This window comes from Streptomyces sp. NBC_01463, from assembly GCA_036227345.1.
GTDB lineage: Bacteria > Actinomycetota > Actinomycetes > Streptomycetales > Streptomycetaceae > Streptomyces.
Map to the genome: position 1 here is coordinate 8,881,347 of CP109468.1, position 25,859 is coordinate 8,907,205.

Below are 25,859 nucleotides of genomic sequence, written 5' to 3' on the forward strand. Positions count from 1 at the left end.
CCGAGTCCCGTGAGAGGACGCAGCCGTGACCGGTGCTCCTCGAAGCCCTGTTGCTGAAAGCGCGGTTCGAAACGCGGAAATCACGCGAAGGTCGATGCCGGGACAAGGAGCTTCCGGCCTACCTCCGGCGAAAGCCCCTCGCTTGGAGCGCCCGGGTGCTTGTCGAGGCAGCGGGCGAGGCGGGGTACAGCTGCGCCGATCAGGAGCGTGGCCGGCGGTACCGCGACGACTCGTCGAAACTGTGAAGCGGCCGCGTGCAGATCAAGGACGCCTGTGCTTGGTGTCCGAACACGTGCCAGTGCGCTGGTGTGGCGCCTACGCCCTGAGTGAGTTGACTCAAGGCGTACGAGACCACTCCCTGGCAGCCCGCCGCCGAGAACCTGACCGGCATCATGCCTACTCATCATCGCAGTGCCGTGATCCTTGTGCCGGACCGGCGTCCGTTTCCTCTGCCCATCGCCGGCTCCATGCGGTCAGTGGTTGGAGGGCGTCGATGAGGTCCCCGCCGAGCTGGGTGAGCTGATATCCGTCCTCGCGCAGGGTCAGCAGACGGGTGTCGGTCAGTTCGCCGAGCCGGGTGCTGAGAACGCTGGAGGACATGCCCTCGCACCGGCGCTGCAACTCGCGGAAACCGACCGGGGCTTGATTCAGCTCCCACAGGATGCGCAGAGTCCAGCGCCGCCCCAACAGGTCCAGTGCTGCCATGACGGGGCGTCCCGATGTGGACCCCCGCACCGGTAGGCCGGGCCGCGGTGTTCTGCCTCCCATGTTCCCCTCTTCTCCTTGCGCTTCGTTTCTCGAAGCATCATAGTGTGATTCGAAAATAGAAGCACTGGCAGTGGAAGCACCGGCAGGTGCAGGAAGGCCCGCCGCATGATGCGCAGCGAACCGCACAGCCCGCCGCACCCCACACAGATCGACCAAGCGCTCCCCGCAACGGAAGCGCCGGTACCGCGAATAGCCCTGCTGGAACCGCCGTACACCGACGACGCCGGCGCGCTGCTTGCGCGCATGATGCCCGGGGACGTGCCGCCGATCGGGCTGTTCCGGATGTTCGCAAGAAACCTCCCGCTGGCCGGCGCCATGCACGGATGGGGGCGCTATGAGCTGGGCCGACAGTTGACCCTGACCATGAGGGAACGCGAGATCGCCATCGACCGGACATGCGTGCTGTGCGGCTGCGAGTACGAGTGGGGCGTGCACATGATGACGTTCGGCGAACGGGTCGGGCTCACCCGCGAGCAGGCGGCATCTTTGGTGCACGGCGACCCCGCTGACGAGTGCTGGACGTCCGAGCGGGAACGGCTGCTCATCCTCGCCGTCGACGCACTGCACGAGCGTTCCGACATCGATGACGCGCTGTGGACACAACTCGTGTCGGCCTTCGACGAGCTCCAGCTGCTCGATCTGCTTCTGCTGTGCGGCTGGTACCACGCCGTCAGTTTCGCCGCGCGCGCCACGCGCGTGCCGCACGAGCCCGGCGCGCCCCGCTTCGCCGACTTTCTCCCCGCCACGACCGGGACCGACTGATGAGCACTGCCCAGGAGCGCTACGAGACGCGGCTGCTGGCTTCCCCCATTGATGTTCGTCGCCCTGGTCGTGGCGGCGGTCGCCAGTTTCGCGGCACCGCTCATGACCCGCGTGGCGACCAACCACCTTCCACGTCTCCCTCGACAGCGCGCAGTGGACGCTGACCATCGTGCTGCTGAGAGGTGCCGTCGCCACGCCCGTCCTCGGCCGGCTCGGAGCCGGTCCGCACCGGCGGGCCACGATTCTCGCCACGCCGGTGATCGCCGTGGTCGGCGGCACGCTCACCGTGTTCCCGCGGCTGTTGGCGTTGCTGCTTGTCGGCAGGACTGCCCAAGGCGTGGGACTCGGTCTCACGGCGCTGATGATGGGCGTGGTCCGCGATCATTCTCCCGAGCGGCGCATTGCGGCCACGATCGCCTTGATCTCGGTGGTCTCCATCATCGGAGCCGGCGTCGGCTACCCCCTCGCCGGCCTGCTCACCCAGTTCGGCGGGGTGCGCGCCGCCCATGGCCTCGGCCTGTTCGTCACCGCCATTGCTTTCCTGGCCGCGTGGCGTTCCATGTTCGTGGTGGGGCTGGTCCTCGTTCCGTTCTGCGTGCTGGGGTTCGGCGCAGTCACGCCCACGCCTCGGGCTCGGATGCGGATCGACGTGCCCTTGCCCTTGGTCGGCGCGCCGTCCTCGGCGGTTATGGATCTCGTCCTCTTTGTGGCGGCCGGTCCAACCTGGCCGAGCTGTTCGTGGCCAGGGGAGTGCTGGGCTTCGGCGTCGGCAGCTTTGCGGCCGCCATGCCCGGCGTCACCCCAAGAGCGAGACGTCGAGCGCCAGGAGCGTCAACTACGTTGCCTGCAGCGGCGGGTACGCCCTGGGCAGCGCCAAGGGTGGCCGGTCGTGGCCGTCGGCACCGACCACCCTTTTCCCGAGCGATGGCGCCTACACCACGGCGGCGCTGGTCGGCATCGGCGCGGGGCCATCAGGACCCTGGCCGGCCACGCACTCGCACTCGCCCATGCCCACCGCTCGCCCGAGGCCGACCCGATCGAGGAGCCGGCTGGAGGCACGCGTCGTACCGCTACGCCGTGATTGACCGTCAAACCCGAGCCCTTGCCACAGATGCCGCCGGAACCGGCGCTGTCGGAGCCGAGGACGCCTGTGTGTCTTCGGCACCGGCAACGGCCTGAGCCGCGATCACCGGCATGCCCCATCCGATCGAACCCGAAGCTGAGGACCCCGCATGCAGTTACCTCACACGGCAGCGCGCAACATCGTGACACTCGCGCTGTCCGAAGACGCGGCCGCTGATGACGTCACCACTCGATGGAGCGTCGCGCCGCGACAATGGGCGACGGCAGTCATCATCACCCGCCAACCGGGCCTGGCTGCCGGGATGCCCCTGGCTGCCGAGGTTTACGCCCATATCGGCGACGAGACACGGATCGACGAATCGGTGCCCGACGGCACTCGACTTGAGGCCAACGACGTCCTGGCGAGAGTGTCCGGCCCGGCACACCAGATCATCACCGGCGAACGGACGGTGCTGAACCTTCTCCAGCGGCTTTGCGGCATCGCCACACTCACCGATCGGTATGTGGCCGCCGTGCGCGATCTGCCTGTCCGCATCCTGGATACCCGTAAGACCGCCCCGGGACTTCGGTTACTGGACAAGTACGCGGTCGCCGCCGGCGGAGGGCACAATCATCGGCTGGACCTGGGCGCCATGGTGCTCCTCAAGGAAAACCACATCGCGGCCGCCGGCGGCGTCACTGCCGCCATCGACAGCGTCCGCAAGAACATGGCGTCGGAGGGCAAGACCCTGGCCATCGAGGTGGAGGTGGCCACGCTCGCCCAAACCCGTGAAGCGCTGCGGGCCGAGCCGTCATGGATCATGCTCGACAACATGACCGTGCCGCAGCTGGCCGAAGCCGTCCGCCTTCGACGCGAACTGGCCCCCGACTCAGACATCAAGTTGGAGGCCTCGGGCACGATCACGTTGGACGGCTTGCGCGCCGCCACGGAAACCGGTGTCGATGCCGTCTCCATTGGCGCGCTGACCCACAGCGCGCCGGCCATGGATCTGAGCATGCTTCTGAGCATCTCCCCATCCTGAGAAACCGAGTCAGCCGCCTCGGTCGAATCGCAGGATCCCAGCGTCGCAATTGCGACGCGACTGCACGCTCCGGCATTCGGGGCGAGCCTGCGACGGTCGATCGCAGGGTTGCAGCCGACCAGCTCGTGCTCCGGATCATCCCGGCGACCTGCCGCCGGGTGTGACCGAACCGAATCGCGAATACGAAGTCAGATGTGCTCTTCGAATACAGGAGGTTCCATGCCCAAGGGCTACTGGGTCAGTGTCTACCGCACCATTTCCGACCCTGAGAAACTGGCGGCCTACAACGAACTGGCCGGTCCGGCCGTCCGGGCCGGGGGCGGGCGGCTCCTCGTCCGAGGCGGCCGGGTCGTCGCACAGGACGCCGGAATCGCCGAGCGCACCGTACTGATCGAGTTCGACAGCTTTGAACAGGCCCTCGCGACACGCGAGAGCGAGGCCTACCAGGAGGCGCTGGTCGCCCTCTCCGACGGCGTCGAGCGCGACTTCCGCATCGTCGAAGGCATCGACTGACAGTCGGCGACCGGCCTGGCGTCCAGCTCCGCCAGGCACTGCGACGGAGATGAAGCACCACACTGCAGGGCAGACAGGCAGACAGGCAGGCAGTCGGCCGGAGCGTAGATCCACCATCTTGAAACCTCTGCTCGACGGTGCTGGTGCGGCAGGGCTCGCGGGTTCTCGTGCTGGTGGTGGTTGACTGCGTTGGGTCTTGATCAACTGTCAGCGGTTGATGTCGAGGTCGGTCAGTGCGAGCGGGGCTAGGGGGGAGTTTCAGAAGTCGCCGGTGTGCTGGGATGGCCGTCCGGGGAAGTCGCGGGCGGCCATCCAGATGGTGAGGTCACGGGCGATCTGGTCGATGCTGGTCGCGGCGGCGATGTCGTGTTCCCGGCGGGAGGTGTCGCGGCGGACGACCTCATAGCCCCCCTCGTCCAGGACCGCGACCGAGGTGAACCAGACCGGGTCGTCCTCGTCGGGCTGGATGACGACGAAGGTATTGTCCACGGCGTTGAGGTCGTCGATCAGCATGAACAGCGCGTCCTCGGACGGGTCCTCGATGTGGTCACCGCTCTCGCTCTCGGCCCGGTAGTACGCAGCCCTCATCGCCCCTGTCTCCCCTCAGCCCGCTGACCTGATCGCGGCCAGAATGACATACGGGACCGACACCCCCGGCAGGTCACAGCCATTCGTTGATCGCGGGGATGAGGACGGTTGTTTCGAAACGGACCGCGAGCTTGTCGAACCGGGTGGGCTGGCCACCGCCCGGCCCCGTTTCAGCTGGGTGATCCCGCACTCGACTGCGTGCTGAGCCTTGTGGTCCTCGCGGTCGAAGGCCGGAGGCTGCCGGCCGACCGTGCCCCGCCGCCTGCGGTGTCCTGCCTGATCGGCAGGTTCCGGGGCCGTGCACCGGACTGGTCGAGTGCCAGGCTGACCGGATCGGGCTGTGGGCGGTGCGCGGGCCAGTGCTCCCCTGGGGTGCTTCGTGCCCTGCCGTGGTGGTGAGGGAACGACGTGAGTTGACCAGCCAGCAGATGCGTGGTGTCGCCGCTGCTACCGGTAAGACCTGGCCCGTGGATCCCGCCAAGTTGTCCCTGCAGCTTGAGCGCGACGTCCAAGGCCTGCTCGCCTACTTGTGGTCTCTGAGGAAGGCTGGGATGTCAGCTCGGGTCGGGTAGTCGGGCAACGGTGCGGGCTTGTCCTGGAGGAACGCGGTGATGACGGCTGCTGCTCGTTGGTCGTTCTCATCCAGGCCGTTCCACATGTGATGGCCGACACCGGGCATGTACTGGGTCCGCTGGATGGCGGGGTTGTCCGCGAGGACGGTTGTCTGCCACTGCCGGACCTGGGAGGAGCACTCGGCGATCATCAGCATCGCGGGTGTCCGGGACCGCCTCAGCTGAGGGACGATGGAGGGGGAGTCCTTGATCGTTTGCTGGATGCGGAGGCTGGCGGCGGCGCTGAACGAGAAGTTCCGCTCCGTGTCCTCGACCGGGATGCGGTGCGCGTCCCGCGCGCAGTAGGCGGACGCGGTGTCGCTGCCGAGATCGGCGGCGGTGAAGGCGTTGTCGCCTTCCGCCTGTCCTACCAGCCCGTTGTCCGGGCTGAGCAGTCCGAGCCGCATGAGGCCGAAGGCGACGGCGTACCGCGGGACGCGTGTGGAGCGTGGCCCGGTCATGGCCGGCGCGATGCCGCGGGCCGATGGCCGGCCCTTTTGCTCGGCCATCCGGGCGGTGGGGCCGTCCATTGGGCCCGGCTCGGCGATGACGGCCCGGTGCAGATGGTCGGCGATGGCCGGTTCGGCCAGCGCGCGGGTGAGCACGACCGCACCCGAGGAGAATCCCAGCACGTCGGCGGGGCCCTTGCCCAGTTTGCTGACGAAGGCGCCGAGGTCGTGGACGGACCGCGTGATCGAGTACTCGTTCATGGGCAGCAGGTCGCTCCGTCCGCCACCGGCCTGCTCGTAGGCGTACACGTCGTAGCCCTGCCCTGCGAGCCGGTGCAGAAAGCGGTGGTCGAGCACTGAGATGCCGCGCACCGGGCCGCCGTTGAGGTAGACGAGCGGGACGCGTTGCCGGGAGCTGTTGCCGGCGGGCGGGTAGTGGTACACCGCGACCCTGCTGCCGGTGGACAAGCGCCAGTGCTCGGTGGCCACGAACGACAGGGCAGACGGGTGGTGGCGCGTTGTGGGGACGGTGGGTATGCACACCGACAGGGTCAGGGCCGCTGCGACGAGGACCGGCAGGAATGGCACCAGCCGCGCCCGCCAGGAGCGGCCGCGGGTCAGCCACATCGCCGCGACCACCGCGATCCCGACGGCCACGGACCATGCGGCGAACCCCGATCCCGCGCCGTCGGTGGCGATGAGCAACGCGAGGAATAAGGCGGCCAGCCCTACTACCGCGGCGGCGGCCGCCAGCAGGCGGCCGGCAAGGCGCAAGGGACGTATGGCGGACGACGGCATGATGATCTCCCCAGAGTTTTGGAACGACGTTTTGAAACGATGTTATCAGCATGGGTAAACTGGTTTTCATGGGAAGGCCGAGAACGAACGACGCCGACGTCAGAGAGCGGCTCATCGCGTGCGCGACCGAGATGTTCGCCACCCGCCCGCAGGAGTCGGTCACGGTCCGCGCGCTGGCCACCGCCGCCGGAACGTCGACGGCTGCGGTGTACACGTTGTTCCGGGGCAAGGACGGAGTGATCCGCGAGGTGCGCGCCCAGGCGGTCGCCGGCCTGTTCCAGGACCTGACGGCCGTTCCCGGCTCCGAGGCCGCCCTGGAGGACCTGTACGCATTGGCCGTGGCGTATCGCCGCTGGGGACGCGAACACCGCCACTTGTACGCGGTGTTGTTCGGTGGCGCACAGTCCTTCGTACCGTCGACCTGGGTCGGCGACCGAGACCCGGTGCGACCGCTCGTCGCGGCGATCGACCGTGCCGTGGCGGATCAGATCCTCGAGGGCGACACCACGCTGATCGCCGTCTCGTTGTGGGTTGCCCTGCACGGGCTCGTGACCCTCGAACTCGCCGGCGCCCTCGACGGCACCGCAGCCGAGACCGCGTTCCGCTCGACGATCGATGCCGTACTGCGCGGCTGGGCAACCCCCGCCGGCCTCCATGGCCTTCGATGCCCAGACCCGGCTCCGTGAAGCGACGTCTATGCAACTGATCTCGGGTGCGGCGCCGGAGGATGGGCGGCGCGTCGTGGAGGTCGCGCGCGGAAGCCGAGGCGAGCGTCGGTCGGCCCTTGTAGCGTTCGACCACCTCCAGGTGGTCCTGGGCGACGAGTTCCGCGACGTGGGATCCGCGACGTGGCGGTGATGCGCAGCGGAGTGATCGCGCCTGCTGCGGATTGCGCCTCGTCGACCTGAGCCTCATGCGCGCGGTCCCGACCACGGCTGGGTGGTGCCGTCCCGAAGTGCCGGTCGTTGATCTCGTTGAGGACGCTGTACGTTCCCGGCGGAGGACGGCCGCTGTACCGGGTGCCTGGCCAGGAGCTGGGTGACGGTGACGAGCCGCTCAAGCTCAACGGGGACGCGAGGCGGGACCCGCCCTCCCGGCGAAGAGGCTGACCTTCCATGCCGTCAGCGCCGGTGCAGTACTCGTACTTGTCGTCGCCGTCGGTCGCTGCGGGGGTTCACCCGCCGCTGTGTTGCTGCACCCTTCTGCCACCACCTCACCAAAGAAACGGCTTGCAGCCACACGGATTACCCATCTACGGTGTTGCGCATGGGTTCCCTGTGATAGTCCCCGTGCGGCCGCGTTGAGCTTGGCTCCGCCGTCGCGCGTTCTCATCCGTGCTTCCGGTCCTTTCGCGATGACGTCTGTTCGGCGTGCCGCGGAGTGTCTCCGGCATGTACGGATGCGTCCGTCCGCCCATGCCGATCGGCCCGGCCGAGAACAGGGGACTAAATGCTTACTGCACAGCTATCTCTTCAGAACATCACCCGCCGCTACGACGACCACGTCGTGCTGGACGACGTGTCCTTCAACATCAAGCCGGGCGAGCGGGTCGGCATCATCGGCGACAACGGAGCCGGAAAATCCACCCTGCTGCGACTGATCTCCGGGCAGGACCGGCCCGACAACGGCGAACTGACCGTGATCGCACCAGGCGGTTCTGGCTATCTGTCCCAGTCGTTGGCCCTGCCCCCCGAGGCCACCGTCCAGGCCGCAGTGGACTTGGCTCTTGCCGACCTGCGCGAACTCGAAGCGGGGATGCACCGCGCCGAAGCCGGTCTCACGGGCTTGACGGGGGTAGAGCTCGGCGCCGCGATGGACGCCTACGCCCACATGGTCGCCCAGTACGAGGCGCGCTCCGGCTACGAAGCCGACGCCCGGGTGGACATCGCCCTGCACGGGCTCGGCCTGCCGGGTGTGGCTCGGGATCGGACTCTGGGCACGCTGTCGGGTGGTGAGCGATCACGGTTGGCGCTGGCCTCGACCTTGGCGTCGCAGCCGGAGCTGCTCCTGCTGGACGAGCCGACCAACGATCTGGACGACCAGGCGGTGGGCTGGCTTGAGGCACACCTGCGGAAGCATCGCGGCACGGTGCTCGCGGTCACCCATGACCGGGTGTTCCTGCAACGGGTCACCACCACGATCCTGGAGGTCGGCGAGGGCAGGGTGACGCGTCACGGCGACGGCTACGGCGGATACCTTGCCGCCAAGGCCACCGAGCGGCGGCGCCGTCTGCAGGAATACGCGGACTGGTGCGCGGAACTGGCCCGCAATCAGAAGTTGGCCGCCACGAACGTGGCACGGTTGGAGGCGATCCCTCGCAAGGCGCCGCTTGCCGTGGTCGGCCACGGTGGATTCCGCGCCCGCGGCCGTGGGCACGGGGCGATGGTCCGTATCCGCAATGCGAAGGAGCGTGTCGAACGGCTGGCGGACAATCCTGTCGCGCCGCCGCCCGAACCACTGGTGTTCGCCGCCCGGATGACCACCGCCGACGGTCAGACCGCGCGGGCCGCGGCGGAACTCACCGGCATCCGTGTCGCGGACCGGCTGCACGTACCTTCGCTGCGGATCGGTGGCGAGGAGCGGCTGCTGGTCACCGGGCCCAACGGAGCCGGCAAGACAACGCTCATGCGGGTGCTGGCGGGCGAGCTGCAGCCCGATGAGGGGACAGCGCGCACGCGGGGCCGAGTCGGGCACTTGAGACAGGAGGAGACACCATGGCCGCCCGACCTGACGGTCCCACAGGCGTTCGCCCACGGCCGCGGGGGCAGTCTGGATGAGCACATCGACCAGCTGTTGTCCCTCGGCCTGTTCAGTCCTGCCGACCTGCGCCTGAGAATGAGCGAACTCTCCTACGGGCAAAGGCGCCGGATCGAACTGGCCCGCCTCGTCAGCGAACCCGTCGACCTGTTGCTGCTGGACGAGCCCACCAACCATCTCTCCCCCGTCCTGGTCGAAGAACTGGAAGGAGCCCTGGCCTGCTACCGAGGCGCGGTGGTGGTCGTCACCCACGACCGCCGCATGCGAACCCGCTTCACCGGCAGGCACGTGGAACTGAACGCCGGCCACGTCGCACAGTTTCAGGAGACCGCAGCGACCTGAAGCCCCCCCAGTTGCCTCATTACCGGCGGCACCGATCGCACTGATGCACCGCGAGATCATCGGCCGGGATCTGGGCGGGAGCGCAGCGCAGGACCATTGCGCCAGGCATCGCGACGCGGTCCGGCCGAGGATGGCGCCGACGCACTGGTTGCCGAACCGACCGCGCTCGGCGTCCACGTCCGGGCCGTGGGGTGTGACATCACGGCTGGATTCGCCTCACGACCGAGCACTGTGCAGAGGAATCGACTTCTCCAGCGCTGGAGTGGGAGGCCGCGGTGGACGTGAGTGTCTACCGCACGAGCGGAGACCTGCGATTGGTCCGGCGGGGTGGTGATGTGGAGGAGGAGGCGGGGACTCCGCCACCGCCGGCGGGGGCTGGTATCGCGTCCGGGTTCAGGTACGCGGTCGCGATGAGGGCAAGGGGCATGAGGAGGCGTCCAACCACTCTGGCCCCTGGCTGGCACTCACAAGAAGGTGCGGGCCGCGGTGGTGCCGCCGTCGACGGGCAGGATGACGCCGGTGACGTAGGAGGCGCGGTCACTGAGCAGCCAGGCCGCGGCCTCGGCGACCTCCACCGGACGGGCCGGGCGGCCCAACGGCACGGAACGGGAGACCGCTGCCTCGAACTCGGGCCCTGCGGCGAACCAGTCCTCGGTGGACGAGGTTCGGGCCACGCCCGGGGCGACGGCGTTGGTCCGGATGCCGTGGACGGCGTAGTCGGCGGTGGCAGCTCTGACGAGACCGGTCAGTCCGTGTTTGGCGGCCTGTTGGGTGCCGTCGCCGAATCCGCCCAGCAGAGCGCCGACACCGCTGTTGAGGACGATCGAACCGCCCCGCCCCGCGGCGACCATGGTCTGCAGCTGGGCGCGCAGACACAGCCAGCTGCCTCTCAGGTTCACGCCGTGGACAGCGTCCCACTCCGCCTCCGTACGCTCGGCGAGCGGTGCGGGGAAGGGGCCGGAGCCGGCGTTGTCGAATGCGGCGTCCAGCCTTCCGAACTCCTTGAGTGCTGCTGTGACCGGTGCCTGGGCGCCCTCCGCCGTGCTGATGTCGGCCGCTACGGCGATTGCTGCTCCCCCCTCGGCACGTAGTTCGCCGGCCAGTGCTTCCACCTCGCTCGCGGTCCGCGAGGCGAGGACGAGAGTTGCACCCTCGGCGGCGAAGAGGCGTGCCGCTGTGGCACCGATGCCTCGTCCGGCACCGGTGATGATTGTGACTTTGTCGTCGAGGAGTCCCATGAGGTGAGCCTGATGCCGACTGCCTCCTGCGACCAGTGGTCACCCGGTCAGCTGTCGCGCTATCCCGGGAACGCCAGGTCCTGGATAGGGGAGTTGGCCTGTGGGAGCCTTTCGTGCATGCCCGACACTCCGCTGGGAGCCTTCCTGCGTGCCCGTCGCCGTCGCCTCGCCCCGGGCGATGCCGGTCTGCCGGCCGGTTCGCGCCGCCGCACGCCCGGCCTCCGGCGCGAGGAGGTGGCCGCGCGGGCCGGTATCTCGGCTGACTACTACGCCCGGCTCGAACAGGGCCGCCAACGAGTGCCCACCGTCTCCGTTCTCGACGGCCTGGCCGAGGCCCTACTGCTCGCCGATGCCGAACGGGTCTACCTGCACCGCCTGGCCGGCCTGGGCGCGCGGGACACCCAGCAAGTTCCTGCCGCGCGGCTGCGGCCAGCCGTCTCGGTGAACACCCGTGTCCTGCTGGAGGCTCTGCACGAGACACCGGCTTTTGTCGTGGACCGCCGCTTCGACCTGATCGCCTGGAACCCGATGGCCAGTGCGTTGCTGGGCGGCCTGGACACCCGCCCCGCCCATCAGGTGAACCTGCTCTGGCAAGTCTTCTGCTGCCCCTTCGGGGAGCGGACTCCGGCCAACCGCGAGGCGGTCGACTCGATCGGCGCCGACCTGGTGGCCGGACTCCGCGCGCACCATGCGGACTGCCCGAGCGACCGCGGGCTGACCGACCTGGTGGTCCGTCTCTCCGCCGCCAGCCCGGTCTTCGCCGCGCTGTGGGAACAGCACCGCGCCGGTATGCGCAGCGAGGGTTTCCTGGAGATCCTCCACCCCGAACTGCGCGCCGAGTCCTTCCCGTACACGACCCTCGCCCTGCCGGAGCCCGACCAGCACCTCTTCGTCTTCCTGGCTCCGGCAGGCAGCCACGCCCGTGATGTGTTCCGCAACCTCTTGCCGCGATCCCGAACCCTCGCACCTGGCCGACACTGACATGGAGCGGCGTCTGGAAGCCGCGTCCCGTCACCAATAGCTGACTTCCGGCCGTTATTTCGGCGTGCGGGCCGCCGGAGCCCAGGGGGGAGGTTCCGAGGGATCCCGGCCGTGCGGGTGTGGTGGGCGATTGAGTCTGAACCGGCTGGAATCCGTGCACCTGCCGACGGCTTGACCACGGTCGGCCTCCGGGCCTGGGGCGTGGTGAGCGGGCGGCAGGCTGAACTGGTCCCCTGGTGAAGTTCGTTCCATGGCCGCGCAGTTGGGCCGGTCTGGGTCCCCGGGGGACCGGATCAGCAAAGGGGGCGAGTGTCGTGGTGTCCGTGTTCTGTCCCGGCGGGCGAGCGCGAGAGGCGGCAGCGTGGTGTCGCGGTCCGTCGGTGGGCGGGTGTTACTCCGGTGTCGGCTTGGCTCCGTGCGGCGGGTGTCTGGGGGGTTGCAGGGTGCGACGGCGCGCAGGTCTACGACGAAGATGAGTGTCGAACCGGCCGGCATGAAGGGCGAGGTTGACTGGTTGCCGTGGGCGAGGCGTGGGGGAATGAGGATCTTGCGTCAGCCGCAGGTCGCTTCTACTCGGCAGCATGATCATCAGCGGGATCGTGGGTCTTGACCGGAAGGAGAGCGTCGAGCTGCCCCAGGAGTCTCACGACTCTGCGACGGCCGACCGGTATGTGTACCCCCACCAGTGGCGCGCGGGCGCTGTGGTGATGTGGAGCAACGAGGCGACCATGCTCACCCGTACGCCCTCTGACCGGCATGTCGGTCAGAGGCTGCTGTACCGCACCACAGTGCTGCGGTACTGAACCGAGTCCCGCCTACTCACCGGCGAGAAGCTGCGCAACCTCCCAGACATTGCCGGAGGGGTCGGCGAAGGCGGCGGTACGGCGACCCCAGGGGCGGTCGGTCGGACCGTTGAGAAGGCTCACGCCGTGCTCCACGAGCTCGGCGCACACGGCGTCGACATCCTCGACCTCGATGGTGAGCAGCAGTCGCGCGCCGGCGTCCGGGGCTGCGATCGGATGTGGCTCCACCAGCGTCGGTGCGTTCTCGGTCACCAGCAGGTTGATCAGAGTGTTGCTGAGCTTGACCACCGCGGAGTCCTCGTTCTCGAAGATCACCTCGAGGCCGAAGACGTTCTGGTAGAACCGCTTCGCCTCGACGACGTCCTCGACGAAGAGCGTGATGACCTCAAGCCGGTCGAGTCCCTTGATCACTTTTACTCCGTATTCCATGCCGGTCCATCCGATTTCGCTGACCCTAGCGCCCGGGTGGCCTCATCCACGAGTCGTGTTTCTGGCTCAACTCTCTAGCTCTGTATCGATTTAAGAGGTACCGCATTCTTGATCATGGTGCGAGCAGGAAGCGGCGTCGGGGAGATCGAAGTTGGCCCGGCCATACATCTGTCTCTTCAGTGACTTGATCCTGGTGACTGCCTTCGGTGGCCCCGGAGGTGCAGGTCATGGCGAGGACGGCCTGGACCGCTGCGTGCTCGCATCGCATGTCGTTGGCCAGAGCCCGGGGTTCTCGTTGACCGTCGAGGCGACGTGGGCGATCCAGATGTCCAGGGCCAGGTGTTCGCTGCGACGTTCGCGGATCATGAGTGCCGGGCGGTGTGCGTATTTCCCCGGTCGTCGCCGGCGCGGGGCTCCGGGCTCCGCTCCCACAGTTCGTCGAGACTCTTTCGCTCAACGTCTGTGAGGTGTTCAGGCCGGCGCGTGATCCAGTCGCTGACCCTGCGGACGGCCGGGTGGGGCCAGGGGGGGTAGCGGGATCGCACCGCTGCGGTAGGGCTTGATGTGCTGGCGGACGCTGTTGACGTCTCCGCGATAGCCCGGTCTCCGGGTCTCCGGGACTCCCGGGAGCGCGGAAGCGTTGGTGCAGTCTGCCGTCCAGCGATGGTGCGGGGAGTGGTGGTAGTCGTCGATCAGGATAGGCCGGTTGATGACTGCGACGAGGAGTTCATCGACTTCGGCGGCGCGTGTGAAGCGATTGACCGTGCCGCGGCTGAGCTGGAGGTCGCGTGCGATGGCGCGAAGGCTGCCGCCGCGTTCGATGCGTTCGTGGAACTAGGCACTGTTTCTCGGATCATGCTCTGAGCCAGATGACGAGGGCTGCGAGGGTGACGGTGCCGAGGTAGATGTAGGCGCGTTTCTCGTAGCGGGTGGCGACGGCGCGGAAGCCTTTCAGGCGGTTGATTGCGCGTTCGACGGTGTTGCGCTTCTTGTATCGCTCGCTGTCGAAACCGGTGGGACGGCCGCCTCGGGAACCGCGATTCTTACGGTGTCTCTGCTGGTCTAGGCGTTCGGGGATGGTGTGCCGGATGCCGCGTCGCCGCAGGTAACGGCGGTTCTTTCGAGAGGTGTAGGCCTTGTCCGCCAGGACATGGTCGGGCCGAGTCCGGGGGCGGCCGACTCCGATGCGGGGCACGGAGACCTGCTCCAGCACTCGCTCGAACTGGGGGCCGTCACCGTAGTGTCCGGGTGTCAGGACAAGGGCGAGGGGCCGGCATCGCCCGTCGGCGGCAAGGTGGATCTTGGTGGTGAATCCGCCGCGGGAACGTCCCAGACACTCGCCGATCTGACCACTTCCTCCAGCCGGACCGTCAGATTCCTCAACACCGGATCGACCTGTTTCGTCCCCCCAGCGATCCCCTTTTGAGGGGCCGCGACCGCCGTCGCCTTGCGCGCGCCGGCGGCGTGCTGGTGGGCCCGCACAGCTGTCGAGTCCACTGAGACGTCCCAGTCGATCTGGCCCGCGGCGTCCTCGGCCGCCTGGATCCGCGACAGCAGCATCGTCCAAGTTCCATCCGCTGACCAGCGGCGATGGCGTTTGTAGACGGTCTCCCACGGCCCGAACCGCTCCGGTAGATCCCTCCACTGCACGCCCGTCCGGACCCGGTAGAGCACCCCGTTGATCACCCGACGGTGGTCACTCCACCGGCCCCCGCGGGCCCCACCAGGAGGCAAGAACGACTCCAGCCGGTACCACTCCGCATTCGTCAGATCACCACGTCCCATACACACAGCCTGACCCCAACACCCCACGCACGTCAGGAGATCCGAGAAACAGTGCCTAGGGCCCTTCTCTCGGATCAGCGGGCGGACCAGATGAAGATGCCGGCTATATGGAGTCCGGCTCGGAAGACGGTGGCGGTCTTCTCGTAGCGAGTGGCCAGGCCATGCCAGTTATTGAGGCGATTGATGCAGCGTTCGACGGTGTTGCGCTGCTTGTATGCCTTGCGATCGAAGGCGGGCGGGCGGCCGCATTGCGGGGTTTGCGCTGTCGGTTGGCAATCTGGTCGGCAGGCTGCGGGATCACCGGCCGGATGCCGCGCCTGCGCAGGTGCTGCCGGATAGCTCGGGATGAGTAGGCCCGGTCTGCCAGGACCACGAGAGGCCGGGTGCGCGGGCGGCCGATCATCCGGGGCACGCGCAGGGCGGCCATGACGTGCTCAAACGCCGGCGCATCATTGGCCTGGCCGGGAGTAAGGACAAAGCACAGCGGCCGGCAGTGGCTGTCGGCGGCGAGGTGAACCTTTGTGGTCAGCCCTCCGCGGGAGCGTCCGATCGCATGATGGTCAGGATCGGCGGCCGGTGCCCCCTTTTGTGAGCCCCGGCCGCGTGCTGGTGCGCACGCACGATCGTGGAGTCCACGGCGACAACCCAGTCCAGGTCGCCCTCGGCGTCGGCCCGAGCGAGCAGGGCGGTGAAGACTCGCTCCCAGGTGCCGTCGATCGCCCAGTTCCGCAGCCTGGTGTAGACGCCCTTCCACGAGCCGTACTCGGCGGGCAGGCGCACCCACTGCGACCCGGTCTGGAACTTCCACGCGATCGCGTCGATCACCTGTCGGTGATCGCGCCACCGCCCGCCGCGCTTCGGTGTCCGGTGCGGCAACAACGGCTCTATTCGCGCCCACTGCGCATCGGTCAACTGCACGATCAGATCAACGATCCGATGATCGGAAGGCAACGCCTAGCGCGCCCAGCTCTCACAGCCGAGGAGGTGGGACTCCCTCCTCAGGACGTCGAGCGCGGCCCGGAGCCCGTCTGCAGCTGCCTGGAATGCCTGCGTTGTCTCCGGGCCCAGCGTCGAAGAGGGAACGGTGTCCACACCGTTCGGATAGTCATCGCCGACCACCGCAACGAACCGTATCCATGCGCTTCTGTAGAGACTCATGCACCGCTCGAGCTCATCGCCGCAGTCCGCCCACACCGCTCTTGCCAGCATTCCTTTGGTGCGCGCCAGGAGGTGGTTCAGCTCCGCATAGGCAGCGATCAACTCTCCGGTCAGAGCCCGTCGATGGCCACCTGCGTGCCGGTGAGCGAGCACGTCGATGAAGACCTGATAAGGACTCGCGTACCCGTCCACGGCGCTTCCCCCCTCGTTGTCCTTGGCTCGGCCGGGCTGGCCGGCTCCGTGCGACCGTAACACCGGCAAAAGGTCGCTACACGATCGGCGAGGCAACTGTGTGCCACGTTAAGGAAGCCCTGATTGATGGCGGCGCAATCGAGGTCAAGGTGATCTGAAAGAAGCTGCCTAGTGACCTGAGTCGGAGATTCGTTGGCAGTATGCGGCGACTTTGTTGAGGATTTCGTCGGCGGTCTTGGTCCAGATGAAGGGCCGAGGGTTGTCGTTCCAGTTGGCGAGCCATGAGCGGATGTCGCGCTCGAGAGCCTGGACGGAGCGGTGGACGCCGCGTCGGAGCTTCTTCTGCGTGAGCTCGGCGAACCATCGCTCCACCAGGTTCAGCCAGGACGATCCCGTCGGCGTGAAATGCAGGTGGAAGCGTGGGTGCGCCAGTAGCCACTGCTTGATCGCCGGAGCCTTGTGCGTCGCGTAGTTGTCCAGGATCAGGTGCACCTGAAACTCCGCGGGCACCTCCTTGTCGATCTTGACGAGGAACTTCTTGAACTCGGCGGCCCGGTGCCGGCGGTGCAGGGAGCCGATGACCTTGCCGGAGGCGATCTCCAGGGCCGCGAACAACGTGGTGGTGCCTGCGCGGATGTAGTCGTGGCTGCGGCGTTCGGGAACCCCGGGCATCATCGGCAGCACCGGCTGGGACCGGTCCAGGGCCTGGATCTGCGACTTCTCGTCCACGCACAGCACGAGGGCCTTCTCCGGCGGGTCGAGGTAGAGGCCGACCACGTCGCGGACCTTGTCAATGAACAACGGATCGGTGGACAGCTTGAAGGTCTCGGACCGGTGCGGGGCCAGGGCGAAGGCCCGCCAGATCCGCGAGATCGCCGACTGCGACATCCCCGTCGCCTGCGCCATCGACCGTGTTGACCAGTGGGTGGCGTTCGCCGGCCGTTCTTCCAGAGTCTTGACGATCACCCGCTCGACATCCGCGTCGGTGATCTTGCGCGGCACACCGGGCCTGGGCTCGTCACACATACCATCCAGGCCCCGGTCCAGGAAACGCCGACGCCATGTGCGGACCGTCTCGGGAACGACCCCGAGACGGCGCGACACCTCCGCGATCGAGTGGCCCTCGGCGCACTCGAGCACGATCCGCGACCGCAAGGCCAGTGCTTGAGCCGTCGAGCGACGACGCACCCACCCCTCAAGCACAGCCCGCTGTGCATCAGTTACCGACAACGCCGCAAGTTTCGGTCCAGGACGACTCACACCTAACCAACGACGAATCTCCGACTCAGGTCACTAGTAGGGCTTTGTTAGGTATCTAGGCAGGTGGTTGTTCTGCTGGTTTCCTGCTGGTATGAGGGCAGATGAACTCGTGTCGTGTCGGGGCCGGTTGGAGGAGTTCGCTGGGGAGGTGTTCGCGCCTTTGGCGCGTGCTGACCAGCGGGTGAAGGGCGGGCTGTATCTGCGGGGCCTGCTGTTGGACGGGCGCCGGAAGTCGATGCAGCCGATGGCCGGACGCCTGGGTGTGGACCATCAGCAGTTGCAGCAGTTCATGACGTCATCGACCTGGCCGGTCAACGAGGTCCGCGCCAGGCTGGCCCGCCGGGCGGTGGCGGTGGTCCGCCCGCAGGTGTGGGTGGTGGATGACACCGGGTTCCCGAAGGACGGCACGTCCTCGCCCGGGGTGGCCAGACAGTACTCCGGCACTTTGGGCAAGGTCGGGAACTGCCAGATAGGGGTCAGCATCCATGCCGCATCGGACACCGCGTCGTGTCCGTTGTCCTGGCGGCTGTTTTTGCCCGGCAGCTGGGACCAGCCGGAGGCTGCGGACCGTCGGGCCTGCTGCCGGATCCCCGAGGGGGAGCATCACCGCCCGAAGTGGCAGCTGGCGCTGGACATGCTCGACGAACTGGCCGCGCTGGGACTACGGCCGGCAGCGCTGGTCGCGGACACCGGTTACGGGGCGAACGCCGACTTCCGCCATGGTCTGGAAGGCCGCGGGCTGGCCTATGCCCTGCAGGTCAAGGGCGAGATGACAGCCCATGCCGAGTCCGCTGAACCTTACGAGCCGCCTTATGGCGGGCTCGGTCCCAGACCGTTGCCCCGTTACCGCACCCGCCCGGTCAGTCTGCGCGAACACGTCCTGGCCGCGGGACGTGACAAGGCAGTCGCGGTCACCTGGCGCAAGGGCTCGAAGGCCGCCATGTCCGCCCGCTTCGTGTTCCTGCGGGTCCGCCTCGCCGGCCGCCGCCCGAAACCCGCCCCGGACGGTGCCATCGGTCTGCGGTGGCTGATCGCCCAGTGGCCCGAAGGTGAGAACGAGCCGGTCAGGTACTGGATCTCCAACCTGCCCGCCGACATCCCCGCCCGCGATCTCGTCCGCCTCGCGAAACTGCGCTGGCGCATCGAACATGACTACCGCGAGCTGAAGACGACTCTCGGACTGGACCACTTCGAGGGCCGCTCGTTCACCGGCTGGCACCGTCACGTCACCCTCGTGACTGCCGCCCACCTCTTCCTGACCGAACAGCGGTCCTGCCCAAAAGTCCCTGCCAGGGCCTGACCCTCTACCAGGCCCTGGCCCTCCTCCAGCACCTGTTAGCCACCTGGACCGGCACCTGCCCCACCTGCCGACAACCCACCCCATGGCAGACCTACGACACCACCTAACAAAGCCCTACTAGGTCCTGTCTCTCCGATCAACGCTGGTTGTCTCGTGGCTCCGCGACACGATGGGGCCCCGGAGGCATCGCCCCAGGGCCCCAGGGATCATCGCGGTGAGCGGTCTGGCCTCGTGATCCTGAACCGGGCCGTGTTCTCCGCGTTCTCTTCGGTGGCCCACTGGTGAAAGCCGGCCTTCTCCAGCACGCGAACCGAGGACGGGTTGGACAGTTCCACATCGGCGAACACGGTGTGAACCTCTGGTGCGGTGAGGGCGAACTCGGCCAGGGCCCGGGCGGCCTCGGGGGCATAGCCCCGGCCTCGACGGGAGGCCACGATGCCGTATCCGATTTCCAGAACGCCCTCGCTGGGCGGCCAGAACAGGCCGATCGAGCCCACCACCAAGCTGCTCTCGCGCTCGATGATCAGACGGTGGCCGTATGCGTCGAACCAGGCGGGGTGCTGATCGAAGAGGCCCGCGACCACACGGTCGCCTTCAGCGGGAAAGTCGCCCGCCCAGTGCGTTGACCTGGTGTCGTCGAGGACCGCAGTGGCCTCGCTCGTGGTCCAGGGCCGCAGGAACAGGCGCTTGGTGATCACATTGGTGTGAGCGGGTGAAGAAGAGGAAGACACGTGTCTCTCCTGGTCGTTGGAACGACCCGAGCCGCGCTCTGCTATCGCGCGGGCCGGACGAGGGCATGCTGAAGACGGCCGACGGCAGCCATATTCATCAACCTCCCTGTCCCGCTGAACACACGTCTCTCGCGCAGGCGTGAAGCTAACAAGTGCTCCTCAGCCTGGACAACTCATTTCCGGGCCGCCGACCGGGGGCTTTCGCTCGCTGAAGGACGTACCTCTTCGATCGGGCGGCTCGTTGTTCTGGTCATGCTCAGCAGGGGCAGCCTTACGGACAATGAGTGGGCGGTTCTGGAGCCGCTGCTGCCCACGAGGACAGCCGGTGCGGCAGGTGGCGGGACCACCGCCAAGTGATCAGATAGCCAGCTCCCCGCGGTCTGAACCGTCACCGGGAGGGCCTTCGTCGGGCCGAGCGTCGTGGTCGCTGAGGGGGCGTCTCAGGTCGGCGCGATTCCGCCCGATGACGCGTTCGACTGCTTGGGCCAGATTGGTCAGGAGGTGCGAGCTATCCGCCACCTGGTCGAAGCCGGGGCCCTACTCCGGTGGTTCGGCGGTGTCTGCACGGCGGGACTCCGGACCCGCTGACGACGGCAAGAGGTTCCGGGCGAGTACATCCAGCGCCTCCGAGACCTCTGTCAGCCGCCGCGGTTCATCAGATCCCAGCGCGCTGGTGAGGGCTTCCTCGATACCGGCGGCGCGGACCTGCGCCACCCGCTCGGACACCTCGGCGGCCTGACGCACCAGCACCCGGCGGCGGTCGACGGGATCCGGAGCCGTCTGCACCGAACCGGCCTCCTTGAGCCTGGCGATGGCGGTGGACACCTGGCTCTGCGGCAGGCCGGTGCGGGCGGCGATCTCACCGACGGCGGTATCGGGATGAGCGGCGATGTCGCTGGCCACGATCAGCACCAGCCGGGCGCTGCCCGCATAACGCCGAGCGCCGCCAGGAGGCTCGGGCAGGGCCTCCTCGCCGATCTTCATCAGGGTGCGTCCCAGTAGGAACAGTTCGACTCCGTCCACACGCTCAACATACATCGAAACAGATTCATCTGTATTGATGTATCTAGTTCGATGGATTATGTTGGTTGGCAGACGCGGCGGAGAGTCTGCCGCCCATAGAGGGGGAACCGTCATGCCCGACACCACCGGCACGCTCACCGTCCCTGGCGCAGTTCTGCACTACCAGGTCCGCGGAACCGGCCCGCTGCTGCTCATCTCGCAGAGCGGAGAGGGTGACGCCGACCGCACCATCGACCTGGTCGCCCAGCTCGCCGATTGCTACACCGTGGTCACCTACGACCGCCGCGGCCTGTCCCGCAGCCGGCTCGAGACCCCGGGCCAAGGCGCGACGTTGACCGAGCACGCCGACGACGTCCATCGCCTGCTGGCCTCTCTCACCGACGACTCCGCCCTCATGCTCGGCTGCAGTCTCGGAGCCGTCATCGGCATGCATGCGGCCGTCCGGTATCCCGGGCAGATCCGTACCCTCATCGCTCACGAGCCCGTCGCCCCACGCCTGCTTCCGGAGGGCGAACGCGTCTGTCACGAGCGCGAACTCGCCGCGCTTCAGGACTTCTACCTCCGCGAGGGCCTGGCCGCGGCACTCCCGGAGATCGCCAGGACCCTGGGCATTGACCTCACCGCCAAGGACGTGGAACCCGACCTGACGCCTCAGCCGATCAACGCCACTCGCACCGCGAACTTCGACTACTTCTTCCGGCACGACTTCACCGCGGTCATCCACGACACCCTCGACATCGCGGCACTGAAGGACGTCGGCACTCGCATCGTGCCCGCTGCCGGGCGCATCACTGCGCGGAACGTCTTCGACTACCGGGCCGCGACGGCCCTGGCCGTGCTCCTCGGTCGCGAAGTGCAGGAATTTCCCGGCGGTCACAACGGAAACACCACCCACCCCCGGGCCTACGCAACGCGCATCCGGGAGATCCTGAACGCCGAACACTGACGCAGAGTGGGCCGTTGGGAACCCCTGCCGGAAGGCAGGGCGAGGCGGACAGTCATGTGCAGCCCAAGTGCTGCGACCGCATAGGTTCTCCGGGTCCGCGGCTCAGCTCTGGCGCCAGTGGGCAATGGGCTGTGAACGCTCAGCGGTGAGCAGTTGCGGCATGAACCGACGCAGCGCAGCCGCATGCTGCTGGACTTGCTTCAGCGGGCCTCGCCGGGTCGGGGCCGAGTCGGGAACGTCCTGTCCGATGCTCGCTTGTCGTCGCGTTGCCCTTGTCGATCAGACGCGTGGACCGAGGAAGAGGCCACCACTTGCGTCGATGACCTGGCCAGTGACCCAGCGTGCGGCGTCGGAGGCGAGGAAGGCGACCACGTCGGCGACGTCGCCGGGCCCGCCCAGCCGGCCGAGCGCCGTCAGGCCGGCGATGTGGTCGGCGAGGCCCGGCACTTCGAATACGGCTCCGTTGGTCGCCGTTCTGGTGGCTCCGGGGGCGACCGCGTTCACGGTGATACCTCGGCCTCCGAGTTGGTTGGCCAGGGTTCTGCTCATCGTCTCGACTGCGGCTTTCGTCATGGCGAAAGACGTCTGGGCGGAGTTGGCCATCCGGGTCGCCACCGATGAGATCGTGATGATCCGGCCGCCGTCGCGCAGTAGGGGCAGTGCATGCTCGATGATGAAGTACGGCGCTCGTACGTTCACTGCGAACAGGTTGTCGAACTCCGCCCGGGTCGTTGCGCCGAGCGGGCCGACGGGTGCGGCTGCGGCGTTGTTGACGAGGATGTCGAGCGGCCGACCGGCCAAGGCGCGCTCGACTCCCGTGAAGAGCGTCTCGACATCGCCGTCCACGCCCAGTTCCGCCTGGACGGCTTGGGCGGTCCCACCGGCGCGTTCTATCGCCTCGACCGTCGCCGCCGCTCCGCTGTCGTCCGTACCGAAGTGCACGATGACCATAGCCCCTTCGGCCGCGAGCCGGGTCGCTGTCGCCTGCCCGATGCCCCGCGACGCACCCGTCACCAGAGCCGTTCTGTCGGCCTGACTGCTCACGCCGCCCACCTCATCAAAGTGTTAGTCGCTAACATTGAGGTAGTGTCTATCACATGACTGAGCTGAAACCGACCCTGCGGGAGCGACAGCGATCCGAGACGCGGCGCAGGATCCAGGCACACGCGGTGCGGCTGTTCACCGAACAGGGCTACGACGCTGTGAGGGTGGCCGAGGTTGCCGAGGCGGCCGGCGTCTCGGCGATGACCGTGTACCGGCACTTCCCCACGAAGGAGGACCTCGTCCTCCTTGAGTACCCTGCCCAGCTCATCGCCGAACGCGTCGCCGCGTCGTCGGTGACGCACCCGCTGGTACGCCGCGTCGGCGGCGCTCTCGTCGACGCGGCCACGGTGTTGACCGGGGGTGACGGGGACGGGTCGGGGGCGAACGAGCGATTTCTGCTGGATTGCCTGCGGCTCATGGTCTCGACGCCCGCGCTGCGAGCCCGGCATCTGGACAGCCAGTACGCGCTGCAACAGGCCATCGTCGACGCCCTCGGGGACGGCACGACCGACCCCGACGCCGTGTTCCGTACGCAGGCGGCGACCAGCGCCTGCCTGGCCGCGATGCATACAGCGCTGACGCGCTGGGCCGAGGACGACGGGAAGACGAAACTGCCCGAACTGATCGCGCGGGCGCTCACCGCGTCCTTCGGCGACGTCATCGTTGCCACCACCGGTCAGAGGGGCTGAGGCAGGTGGTGTCCACTGTCAGGGCAGGGATGATCCAGCCCGACGACGAAGCGACGAGCGGCGGTGATCTTCAGGACCTGCCGGACCGCGCCCGCCCGTTGTGATGCCAAGCCCACTCCAGGGTCGAAGTCAGCTCGTTCCGCGCTGAGGCCGTAGCTCATCACGACCGTCAGTCCGTTCGCAGCCGACGATGAGCCGGAGAGGAACAGCGCTACGACATGACCACCGCCGCCAATCCCGTATCCCGGCGAGCAAGTCCGGGGCGACGAATGAAGCGTCGTCGTCAGGATCCTCCTCGATCGAGGTGAACTCACCGACGTGCCGGACAACCTCGCGGGGCTCGTACCGGACCGACGGGCGGACCGCTGCTGGCGTATGCATCAACGTATTCAGCCGGGGGCGAATGCACCCGCTCAGCTTCCGTCCGGACTGTTCAAGAGCACCCTGATGGGAGGTTGCTCTCTCAGTGACGGGCTCTGGTTGCCCGGTGATGGGTCGAGCGGATGAGGACGGAGACCAGGGCAGCCAGGTCTGCCGCGCCGGCGGCGTCGTCCGCGTAACGCGTGGTCTGCAAGGGGCCGGCCTGGTCTAGCCGAACTCCCTCCAGTTCCAGGACATAGGCGAGAGTGAGCATGGCAAGGCGAGCGTTGCCGTCCGGGAAGGGGTGAAAGAAGGCCACGTCAAGGTAGGCGCGGGCCGCACGGGAGGCCAGGGGGACTCTCGGGTCAGCGCTCTCGCGCAGACAGCGCTCAAAGTCCCGCTGCGTGTGCGGCGTAAGTGCGTAGCGTTCTCGACCACCCTTGGCGAAAGCATCGCCTCGTCGGAACCGAACCTCAGGCATGCCAAGGACGAGCCGCTGCCATTCAGTCAGAAGCACGCAGGTCAAGGGGCACTTACGAGCAGCGTCCGAGCGCGACTGAGCCAGCGCCGCGAGCAATCGGTCGCCTCGAGCCGGATTCGAGGAACGGCCCCCTGCACCGCACCAGACGCCGAGGCCGTCCACGGCCGCCTCGACCGGTGCCGGCGTCTCACCGACCGCGGAAGCCCAGTCGGTCTGGTTCCTGGCATGGCACCAGGCAGCCAATGCGTCAGCGGTCACGATAAGGCTGCTCACCGGTCAGGCCTACGGCAAGATCCTCTCCCGCTGCGTCGACCAAGGTCCGCGACGGTGCCGTCCAGCTTTTGAACCGTCCACCAATCGCGGCGTCGACCGCTTCCTTTGCTCTCTCCGGCCCCATGCCTATGGAAGAGAGGAACCACGTCAGGACCGTGTGGCAGAGCCCGTACCAGCCGCATTCGGCACCTGTGCGGTCCACGACCACCGTCACCAGTCGGGCAGCTGCCCGTTCCAAGTGCCAGCTGCGGTCCTCGGCATCCGCCCCGGCGGGCGGCGCCAACTGCGCGAACCGCTCGGCCAACTCCTCCAACCAGTCGCGCCACTCCAGCAGTGAAGCGACGACCTTGGCGGCCGTCGCTGCGGACTCACCCACGGAATGGGAGGTGCAGCACCAACTGGTGACGACGCCACCACCACCGCCCTCGCCGACCGCCCAATGCCATCCGCAGGCCCATCGGCCGTATCGGACTGCCAGAAGCGCCGTGACCTCGGTGGTAAAGCGATGTTCCTCCCGCCACCCGGCACCGGCAGGAGGGACCATCGAGGCGATCACTGTGGCGACCTGAGAGCCCTCCTCGTCGTCCCAGTCGAAAGCAATGAGGTCGGGATCGACGGCAGACCACGGCAACCAGGCCGGAGCAAGCTCGTAATTGACGGCCGTGACGTTCCTCCAGAACTCGTCAGGGAAGGACAGCCGAGCGATCGTGTCAAAGGCTCGCGGCTTTGTCACACAAGTTTCCGGCGCCGCCGATCTACTGTCATGGCGCCCAGTGTGACGCTGCCGGGCCACCTGCTCCGTGCGATGCCGTGGTACTCGGCCGGGCACGTTCGCCTGCACGTTCGCCTGCAAACGTGGCCGAGCGCTCTGAGGCGTACTCCGACAGCCAGACAGCCAGACAGCCAGACAGCCAGACAGTCGGCCAGCCGGCCCGACCCGATCCACCTGTCCGAGCTCCCGAAGGGGGCCGGAGTCCCGGGTGTCGCTGCCCGAGGTGTGGCCATCCGGCCCGGCGGCTGACCTGAAGCAAAGCGTTCTTCGGCCGCCGTTTGCTGCTGCTCAACCGTCCGCAAGTACCGCAACAACCAGGCACGCATCGAAACAGGTGGTGACGGTGGCGGTGAGCCTTCCGTAGATGCCGGTGGCGTGCATCCTGGGATTCACCGGCGCGGGTGTCGGCACGGTGCGGCGGTAAGTCGCAGGTCAGCGGCGGGTGAGGTGGGCGTTGGCCTTCATCAGTGCCGGGACGATGATGTAGACGGCCAGGGGGACGACGATCGCGGTCAGGAACAGCGTCTCCAGCGGTAGTGCCAGGCCGCCGAGGACCGAACCGAGCAGGCTGAGGGCGACGGTGATGGTCGGGTAGACGGCCAGCCACGTGATGAGCGCGCGGCGGTGGACGGACGGGGCAGCGGGAGCAGTGCTCGCGGACATGTATGCCTCCTGTTCGCGGCTGGATCCGTAATCTCCAA

25 protein-coding genes and 3 pseudogenes are annotated in these 25,859 nt (G+C 67.7%); 12 read left to right on the forward strand and 16 right to left on the reverse strand.

Going from position 1 to position 25,859, the window contains the following annotated elements:
- Nucleotides 1-396 precede the first annotated feature (396 nt).
- Nucleotides 397-768 carry a helix-turn-helix transcriptional regulator gene (locus OG521_38960; GenBank protein ID WUW26428.1) on the reverse strand — a complete coding sequence of 124 codons (372 nt, stop codon included), beginning with the start codon at nt 766-768 and terminating at the stop codon, nt 397-399.
- A gap of 105 nt (nt 769-873) precedes the next feature.
- On the opposite strand from OG521_38960, the gene OG521_38965 reads away from it, so the two are divergent.
- The 4 genes from OG521_38965 (at nt 874) to OG521_38980 (ending at nt 4,148) form a co-directional block, all read left to right on the forward strand.
- Complete coding sequence (locus OG521_38965) at nt 874-1,530, forward strand: carboxymuconolactone decarboxylase family protein (protein ID WUW26429.1); 657 nt, start codon at nt 874-876, stop codon at nt 1,528-1,530.
- 169 nt (nt 1,531-1,699) lie between these two features.
- Entirely contained in the window at nt 1,700-2,611 is a 912-nt protein-coding gene (locus OG521_38970) for an MFS transporter (protein WUW26430.1), read from the forward strand.
- A 151-nt stretch (nt 2,612-2,762) separates the two neighbouring features.
- Nucleotides 2,763-3,635, forward strand: coding sequence for a carboxylating nicotinate-nucleotide diphosphorylase (gene nadC, locus OG521_38975; GenBank protein WUW26431.1), 873 nt, complete (start codon nt 2,763-2,765; stop codon nt 3,633-3,635).
- Nucleotides 3,636-3,854: 219 nt separating this feature from the next.
- Entirely contained in the window at nt 3,855-4,148 is a 294-nt protein-coding gene (locus OG521_38980; GenBank protein ID WUW26432.1) for a DUF1330 domain-containing protein, read from the forward strand.
- A 258-nt stretch (nt 4,149-4,406) separates the two neighbouring features.
- Here OG521_38980 and OG521_38985 read toward each other — a convergent pair whose 3' ends face one another.
- Both OG521_38985 and OG521_38990 read right to left on the reverse strand, forming a co-directional pair.
- Nucleotides 4,407-4,736: a hypothetical protein gene (locus OG521_38985; GenBank protein WUW26433.1), complete on the reverse strand. Its 330-nt coding sequence runs from the start codon at nt 4,734-4,736 to the stop codon at nt 4,407-4,409.
- A gap of 523 nt (nt 4,737-5,259) precedes the next feature.
- Nucleotides 5,260-6,594, reverse strand: coding sequence for an alpha/beta hydrolase (locus tag OG521_38990; GenBank protein ID WUW26434.1), 1,335 nt, complete (start codon nt 6,592-6,594; stop codon nt 5,260-5,262).
- A gap of 68 nt (nt 6,595-6,662) precedes the next feature.
- On the opposite strand from OG521_38990, the gene OG521_38995 reads away from it, so the two are divergent.
- Both OG521_38995 and OG521_39000 read left to right on the forward strand, forming a co-directional pair.
- Entirely contained in the window at nt 6,663-7,280 is a 618-nt protein-coding gene (locus OG521_38995; protein ID WUW26435.1) for a WHG domain-containing protein, read from the forward strand.
- A 763-nt stretch (nt 7,281-8,043) separates the two neighbouring features.
- Nucleotides 8,044-9,693, forward strand: coding sequence for a TlrC/CarA/OleB/SrmB family ABC-F type ribosomal protection protein (locus OG521_39000; GenBank protein ID WUW26436.1), 1,650 nt, complete (start codon nt 8,044-8,046; stop codon nt 9,691-9,693).
- A 464-nt stretch (nt 9,694-10,157) separates the two neighbouring features.
- On the opposite strand, the gene OG521_39005 is transcribed toward OG521_39000, so the two are convergent.
- Nucleotides 10,158-10,931 (reverse strand): SDR family oxidoreductase, encoded by a 774-nt coding sequence (locus tag OG521_39005; protein WUW26437.1) that lies wholly within the window; start codon nt 10,929-10,931, stop codon nt 10,158-10,160.
- 117 nt (nt 10,932-11,048) lie between these two features.
- Here OG521_39005 and OG521_39010 point away from each other — a divergent pair, with 117 nt between their 5' ends.
- Nucleotides 11,049-11,912 carry a helix-turn-helix transcriptional regulator gene (locus OG521_39010; protein ID WUW26438.1) on the forward strand — a complete coding sequence of 288 codons (864 nt, stop codon included), beginning with the start codon at nt 11,049-11,051 and terminating at the stop codon, nt 11,910-11,912.
- A gap of 456 nt (nt 11,913-12,368) precedes the next feature.
- Here OG521_39010 and OG521_39015 read toward each other — a convergent pair.
- Nucleotides 12,369-12,470, reverse strand: a pseudogene (locus tag OG521_39015) (FKBP-type peptidyl-prolyl cis-trans isomerase).
- A 23-nt stretch (nt 12,471-12,493) separates the two neighbouring features.
- Between OG521_39015 and OG521_39020 the strand changes: the two are divergent.
- A complete protein-coding gene (locus tag OG521_39020; GenBank protein WUW26439.1) occupies nt 12,494-12,715 on the forward strand; it encodes a TauD/TfdA family dioxygenase in 222 nt (73 codons plus the stop codon).
- A 12-nt stretch (nt 12,716-12,727) separates the two neighbouring features.
- On the opposite strand, the gene OG521_39025 is transcribed toward OG521_39020, so the two are convergent.
- A complete protein-coding gene (locus OG521_39025) occupies nt 12,728-13,126 on the reverse strand; it encodes a VOC family protein (GenBank protein WUW26440.1) in 399 nt (132 codons plus the stop codon).
- Nucleotides 13,127-13,819: 693 nt separating this feature from the next.
- On the opposite strand from OG521_39025, the gene OG521_39030 reads away from it, so the two are divergent.
- A complete protein-coding gene (locus tag OG521_39030; protein ID WUW26441.1) occupies nt 13,820-14,008 on the forward strand; it encodes a hypothetical protein in 189 nt (62 codons plus the stop codon).
- On the opposite strand, the pseudogene OG521_39035 reads toward OG521_39030, so the two are convergent.
- From OG521_39035 to OG521_39050, 4 genes and pseudogenes are all read right to left on the reverse strand, one after another.
- Nucleotides 13,998-14,929 (reverse strand): annotated as a pseudogene (locus OG521_39035) (IS5 family transposase). The gene OG521_39030 and the pseudogene OG521_39035 sit on opposite strands and share 11 nt — an antisense overlap.
- Before the next feature lie 74 nt (nt 14,930-15,003).
- Nucleotides 15,004-15,853: pseudogene (locus OG521_39040) on the reverse strand (IS5 family transposase).
- Between the two features lie 30 nt (nt 15,854-15,883).
- Nucleotides 15,884-16,279, reverse strand: coding sequence for a hypothetical protein (locus OG521_39045; protein WUW26442.1), 396 nt, complete (start codon nt 16,277-16,279; stop codon nt 15,884-15,886).
- A 168-nt stretch (nt 16,280-16,447) separates the two neighbouring features.
- On the reverse strand, nt 16,448-17,539 hold the full coding sequence (locus OG521_39050) for an IS630 family transposase (GenBank protein ID WUW26443.1): 1,092 nt from the start codon (nt 17,537-17,539) through the stop codon (nt 16,448-16,450).
- A 91-nt stretch (nt 17,540-17,630) separates the two neighbouring features.
- Here OG521_39050 and OG521_39055 point away from each other — a divergent pair, with 91 nt between their 5' ends.
- Nucleotides 17,631-18,839: an IS701 family transposase gene (locus OG521_39055; GenBank protein ID WUW26942.1), complete on the forward strand. Its 1,209-nt coding sequence runs from the start codon at nt 17,631-17,633 to the stop codon at nt 18,837-18,839.
- 206 nt (nt 18,840-19,045) lie between these two features.
- On the opposite strand, the gene OG521_39060 is transcribed toward OG521_39055, so the two are convergent.
- Together OG521_39060 and OG521_39065 are read right to left on the reverse strand one after the other, a co-directional pair.
- Nucleotides 19,046-19,570: a GNAT family N-acetyltransferase gene (locus OG521_39060; GenBank protein WUW26444.1), complete on the reverse strand. Its 525-nt coding sequence runs from the start codon at nt 19,568-19,570 to the stop codon at nt 19,046-19,048.
- A 537-nt stretch (nt 19,571-20,107) separates the two neighbouring features.
- Entirely contained in the window at nt 20,108-20,593 is a 486-nt protein-coding gene (locus tag OG521_39065) for a MarR family winged helix-turn-helix transcriptional regulator (protein WUW26445.1), read from the reverse strand.
- 112 nt (nt 20,594-20,705) lie between these two features.
- Between OG521_39065 and OG521_39070 the strand changes: the two genes are divergently transcribed.
- On the forward strand, nt 20,706-21,539 hold the full coding sequence (locus OG521_39070) for an alpha/beta hydrolase (protein ID WUW26446.1): 834 nt from the start codon (nt 20,706-20,708) through the stop codon (nt 21,537-21,539).
- 279 nt (nt 21,540-21,818) lie between these two features.
- Here the strand turns inward: OG521_39070 and OG521_39075 are convergent, their stop codons facing one another.
- The gene (locus OG521_39075; protein WUW26447.1) at nt 21,819-22,583 is read right to left on the reverse strand and encodes an SDR family oxidoreductase; all 765 of its coding nucleotides are present in this window, start codon (nt 22,581-22,583) and stop codon (nt 21,819-21,821) included.
- Nucleotides 22,584-22,636: 53 nt separating this feature from the next.
- Here OG521_39075 and OG521_39080 point away from each other — a divergent pair, with 53 nt between their 5' ends.
- Nucleotides 22,637-23,272: a TetR/AcrR family transcriptional regulator gene (locus tag OG521_39080; GenBank protein ID WUW26448.1), complete on the forward strand. Its 636-nt coding sequence runs from the start codon at nt 22,637-22,639 to the stop codon at nt 23,270-23,272.
- A gap of 463 nt (nt 23,273-23,735) precedes the next feature.
- Here OG521_39080 and OG521_39085 read toward each other — a convergent pair whose 3' ends face one another.
- From OG521_39085 to OG521_39095, 3 genes are all read right to left on the reverse strand, one after another.
- On the reverse strand, nt 23,736-24,371 hold the full coding sequence (locus tag OG521_39085; protein WUW26449.1) for a Fic family protein: 636 nt from the start codon (nt 24,369-24,371) through the stop codon (nt 23,736-23,738).
- Nucleotides 24,361-25,119 (reverse strand): hypothetical protein, encoded by a 759-nt coding sequence (locus OG521_39090; protein ID WUW26450.1) that lies wholly within the window; start codon nt 25,117-25,119, stop codon nt 24,361-24,363. Before OG521_39090 ends, OG521_39085 begins: the two co-directional genes overlap by 11 nt.
- A gap of 471 nt (nt 25,120-25,590) precedes the next feature.
- The gene (locus tag OG521_39095; GenBank protein ID WUW26451.1) at nt 25,591-25,821 is read right to left on the reverse strand and encodes a hypothetical protein; all 231 of its coding nucleotides are present in this window, start codon (nt 25,819-25,821) and stop codon (nt 25,591-25,593) included.
- Nucleotides 25,822-25,859: the final 38 nt, after the last annotated feature.

Excerpts from the sequence above, each read along its gene's own strand:
- OG521_39020 (WUW26439.1), top strand. The coding sequence starts at position 12,494 with ATGATCATCAGCGGGATCGTGGGTCTTGACCGGAAGGAGAGCGTCGAG.
- OG521_39005 (WUW26437.1), bottom strand. The coding sequence starts at position 10,931 with ATGGGACTCCTCGACGACAAAGTCACAATCATCACCGGTGCCGGACGA.
- OG521_38990 (WUW26434.1), bottom strand. The coding sequence starts at position 6,594 with ATGCCGTCGTCCGCCATACGTCCCTTGCGCCTTGCCGGCCGCCTGCTG.
- OG521_38985 (WUW26433.1), bottom strand. The coding sequence starts at position 4,736 with ATGAGGGCTGCGTACTACCGGGCCGAGAGCGAGAGCGGTGACCACATC.
- nadC (WUW26431.1), top strand. The coding sequence starts at position 2,763 with ATGCAGTTACCTCACACGGCAGCGCGCAACATCGTGACACTCGCGCTG.
- OG521_39095 (WUW26451.1), bottom strand. The coding sequence starts at position 25,821 with ATGTCCGCGAGCACTGCTCCCGCTGCCCCGTCCGTCCACCGCCGCGCG.
- OG521_39055 (WUW26942.1), top strand. The coding sequence starts at position 17,631 with ATGAGGGCAGATGAACTCGTGTCGTGTCGGGGCCGGTTGGAGGAGTTC.
- OG521_38995 (WUW26435.1), top strand. The coding sequence starts at position 6,663 with ATGGGAAGGCCGAGAACGAACGACGCCGACGTCAGAGAGCGGCTCATC.
- OG521_39000 (WUW26436.1), top strand. The coding sequence starts at position 8,044 with ATGCTTACTGCACAGCTATCTCTTCAGAACATCACCCGCCGCTACGAC.
- OG521_39080 (WUW26448.1), top strand. The coding sequence starts at position 22,637 with ATGACTGAGCTGAAACCGACCCTGCGGGAGCGACAGCGATCCGAGACG.
- OG521_39010 (WUW26438.1), top strand. The coding sequence starts at position 11,049 with ATGCCCGACACTCCGCTGGGAGCCTTCCTGCGTGCCCGTCGCCGTCGC.
- OG521_38980 (WUW26432.1), top strand. The coding sequence starts at position 3,855 with ATGCCCAAGGGCTACTGGGTCAGTGTCTACCGCACCATTTCCGACCCT.
- OG521_39070 (WUW26446.1), top strand. The coding sequence starts at position 20,706 with ATGCCCGACACCACCGGCACGCTCACCGTCCCTGGCGCAGTTCTGCAC.
- OG521_38960 (WUW26428.1), bottom strand. The coding sequence starts at position 768 with ATGGGAGGCAGAACACCGCGGCCCGGCCTACCGGTGCGGGGGTCCACA.
- OG521_38965 (WUW26429.1), top strand. The coding sequence starts at position 874 with ATGATGCGCAGCGAACCGCACAGCCCGCCGCACCCCACACAGATCGAC.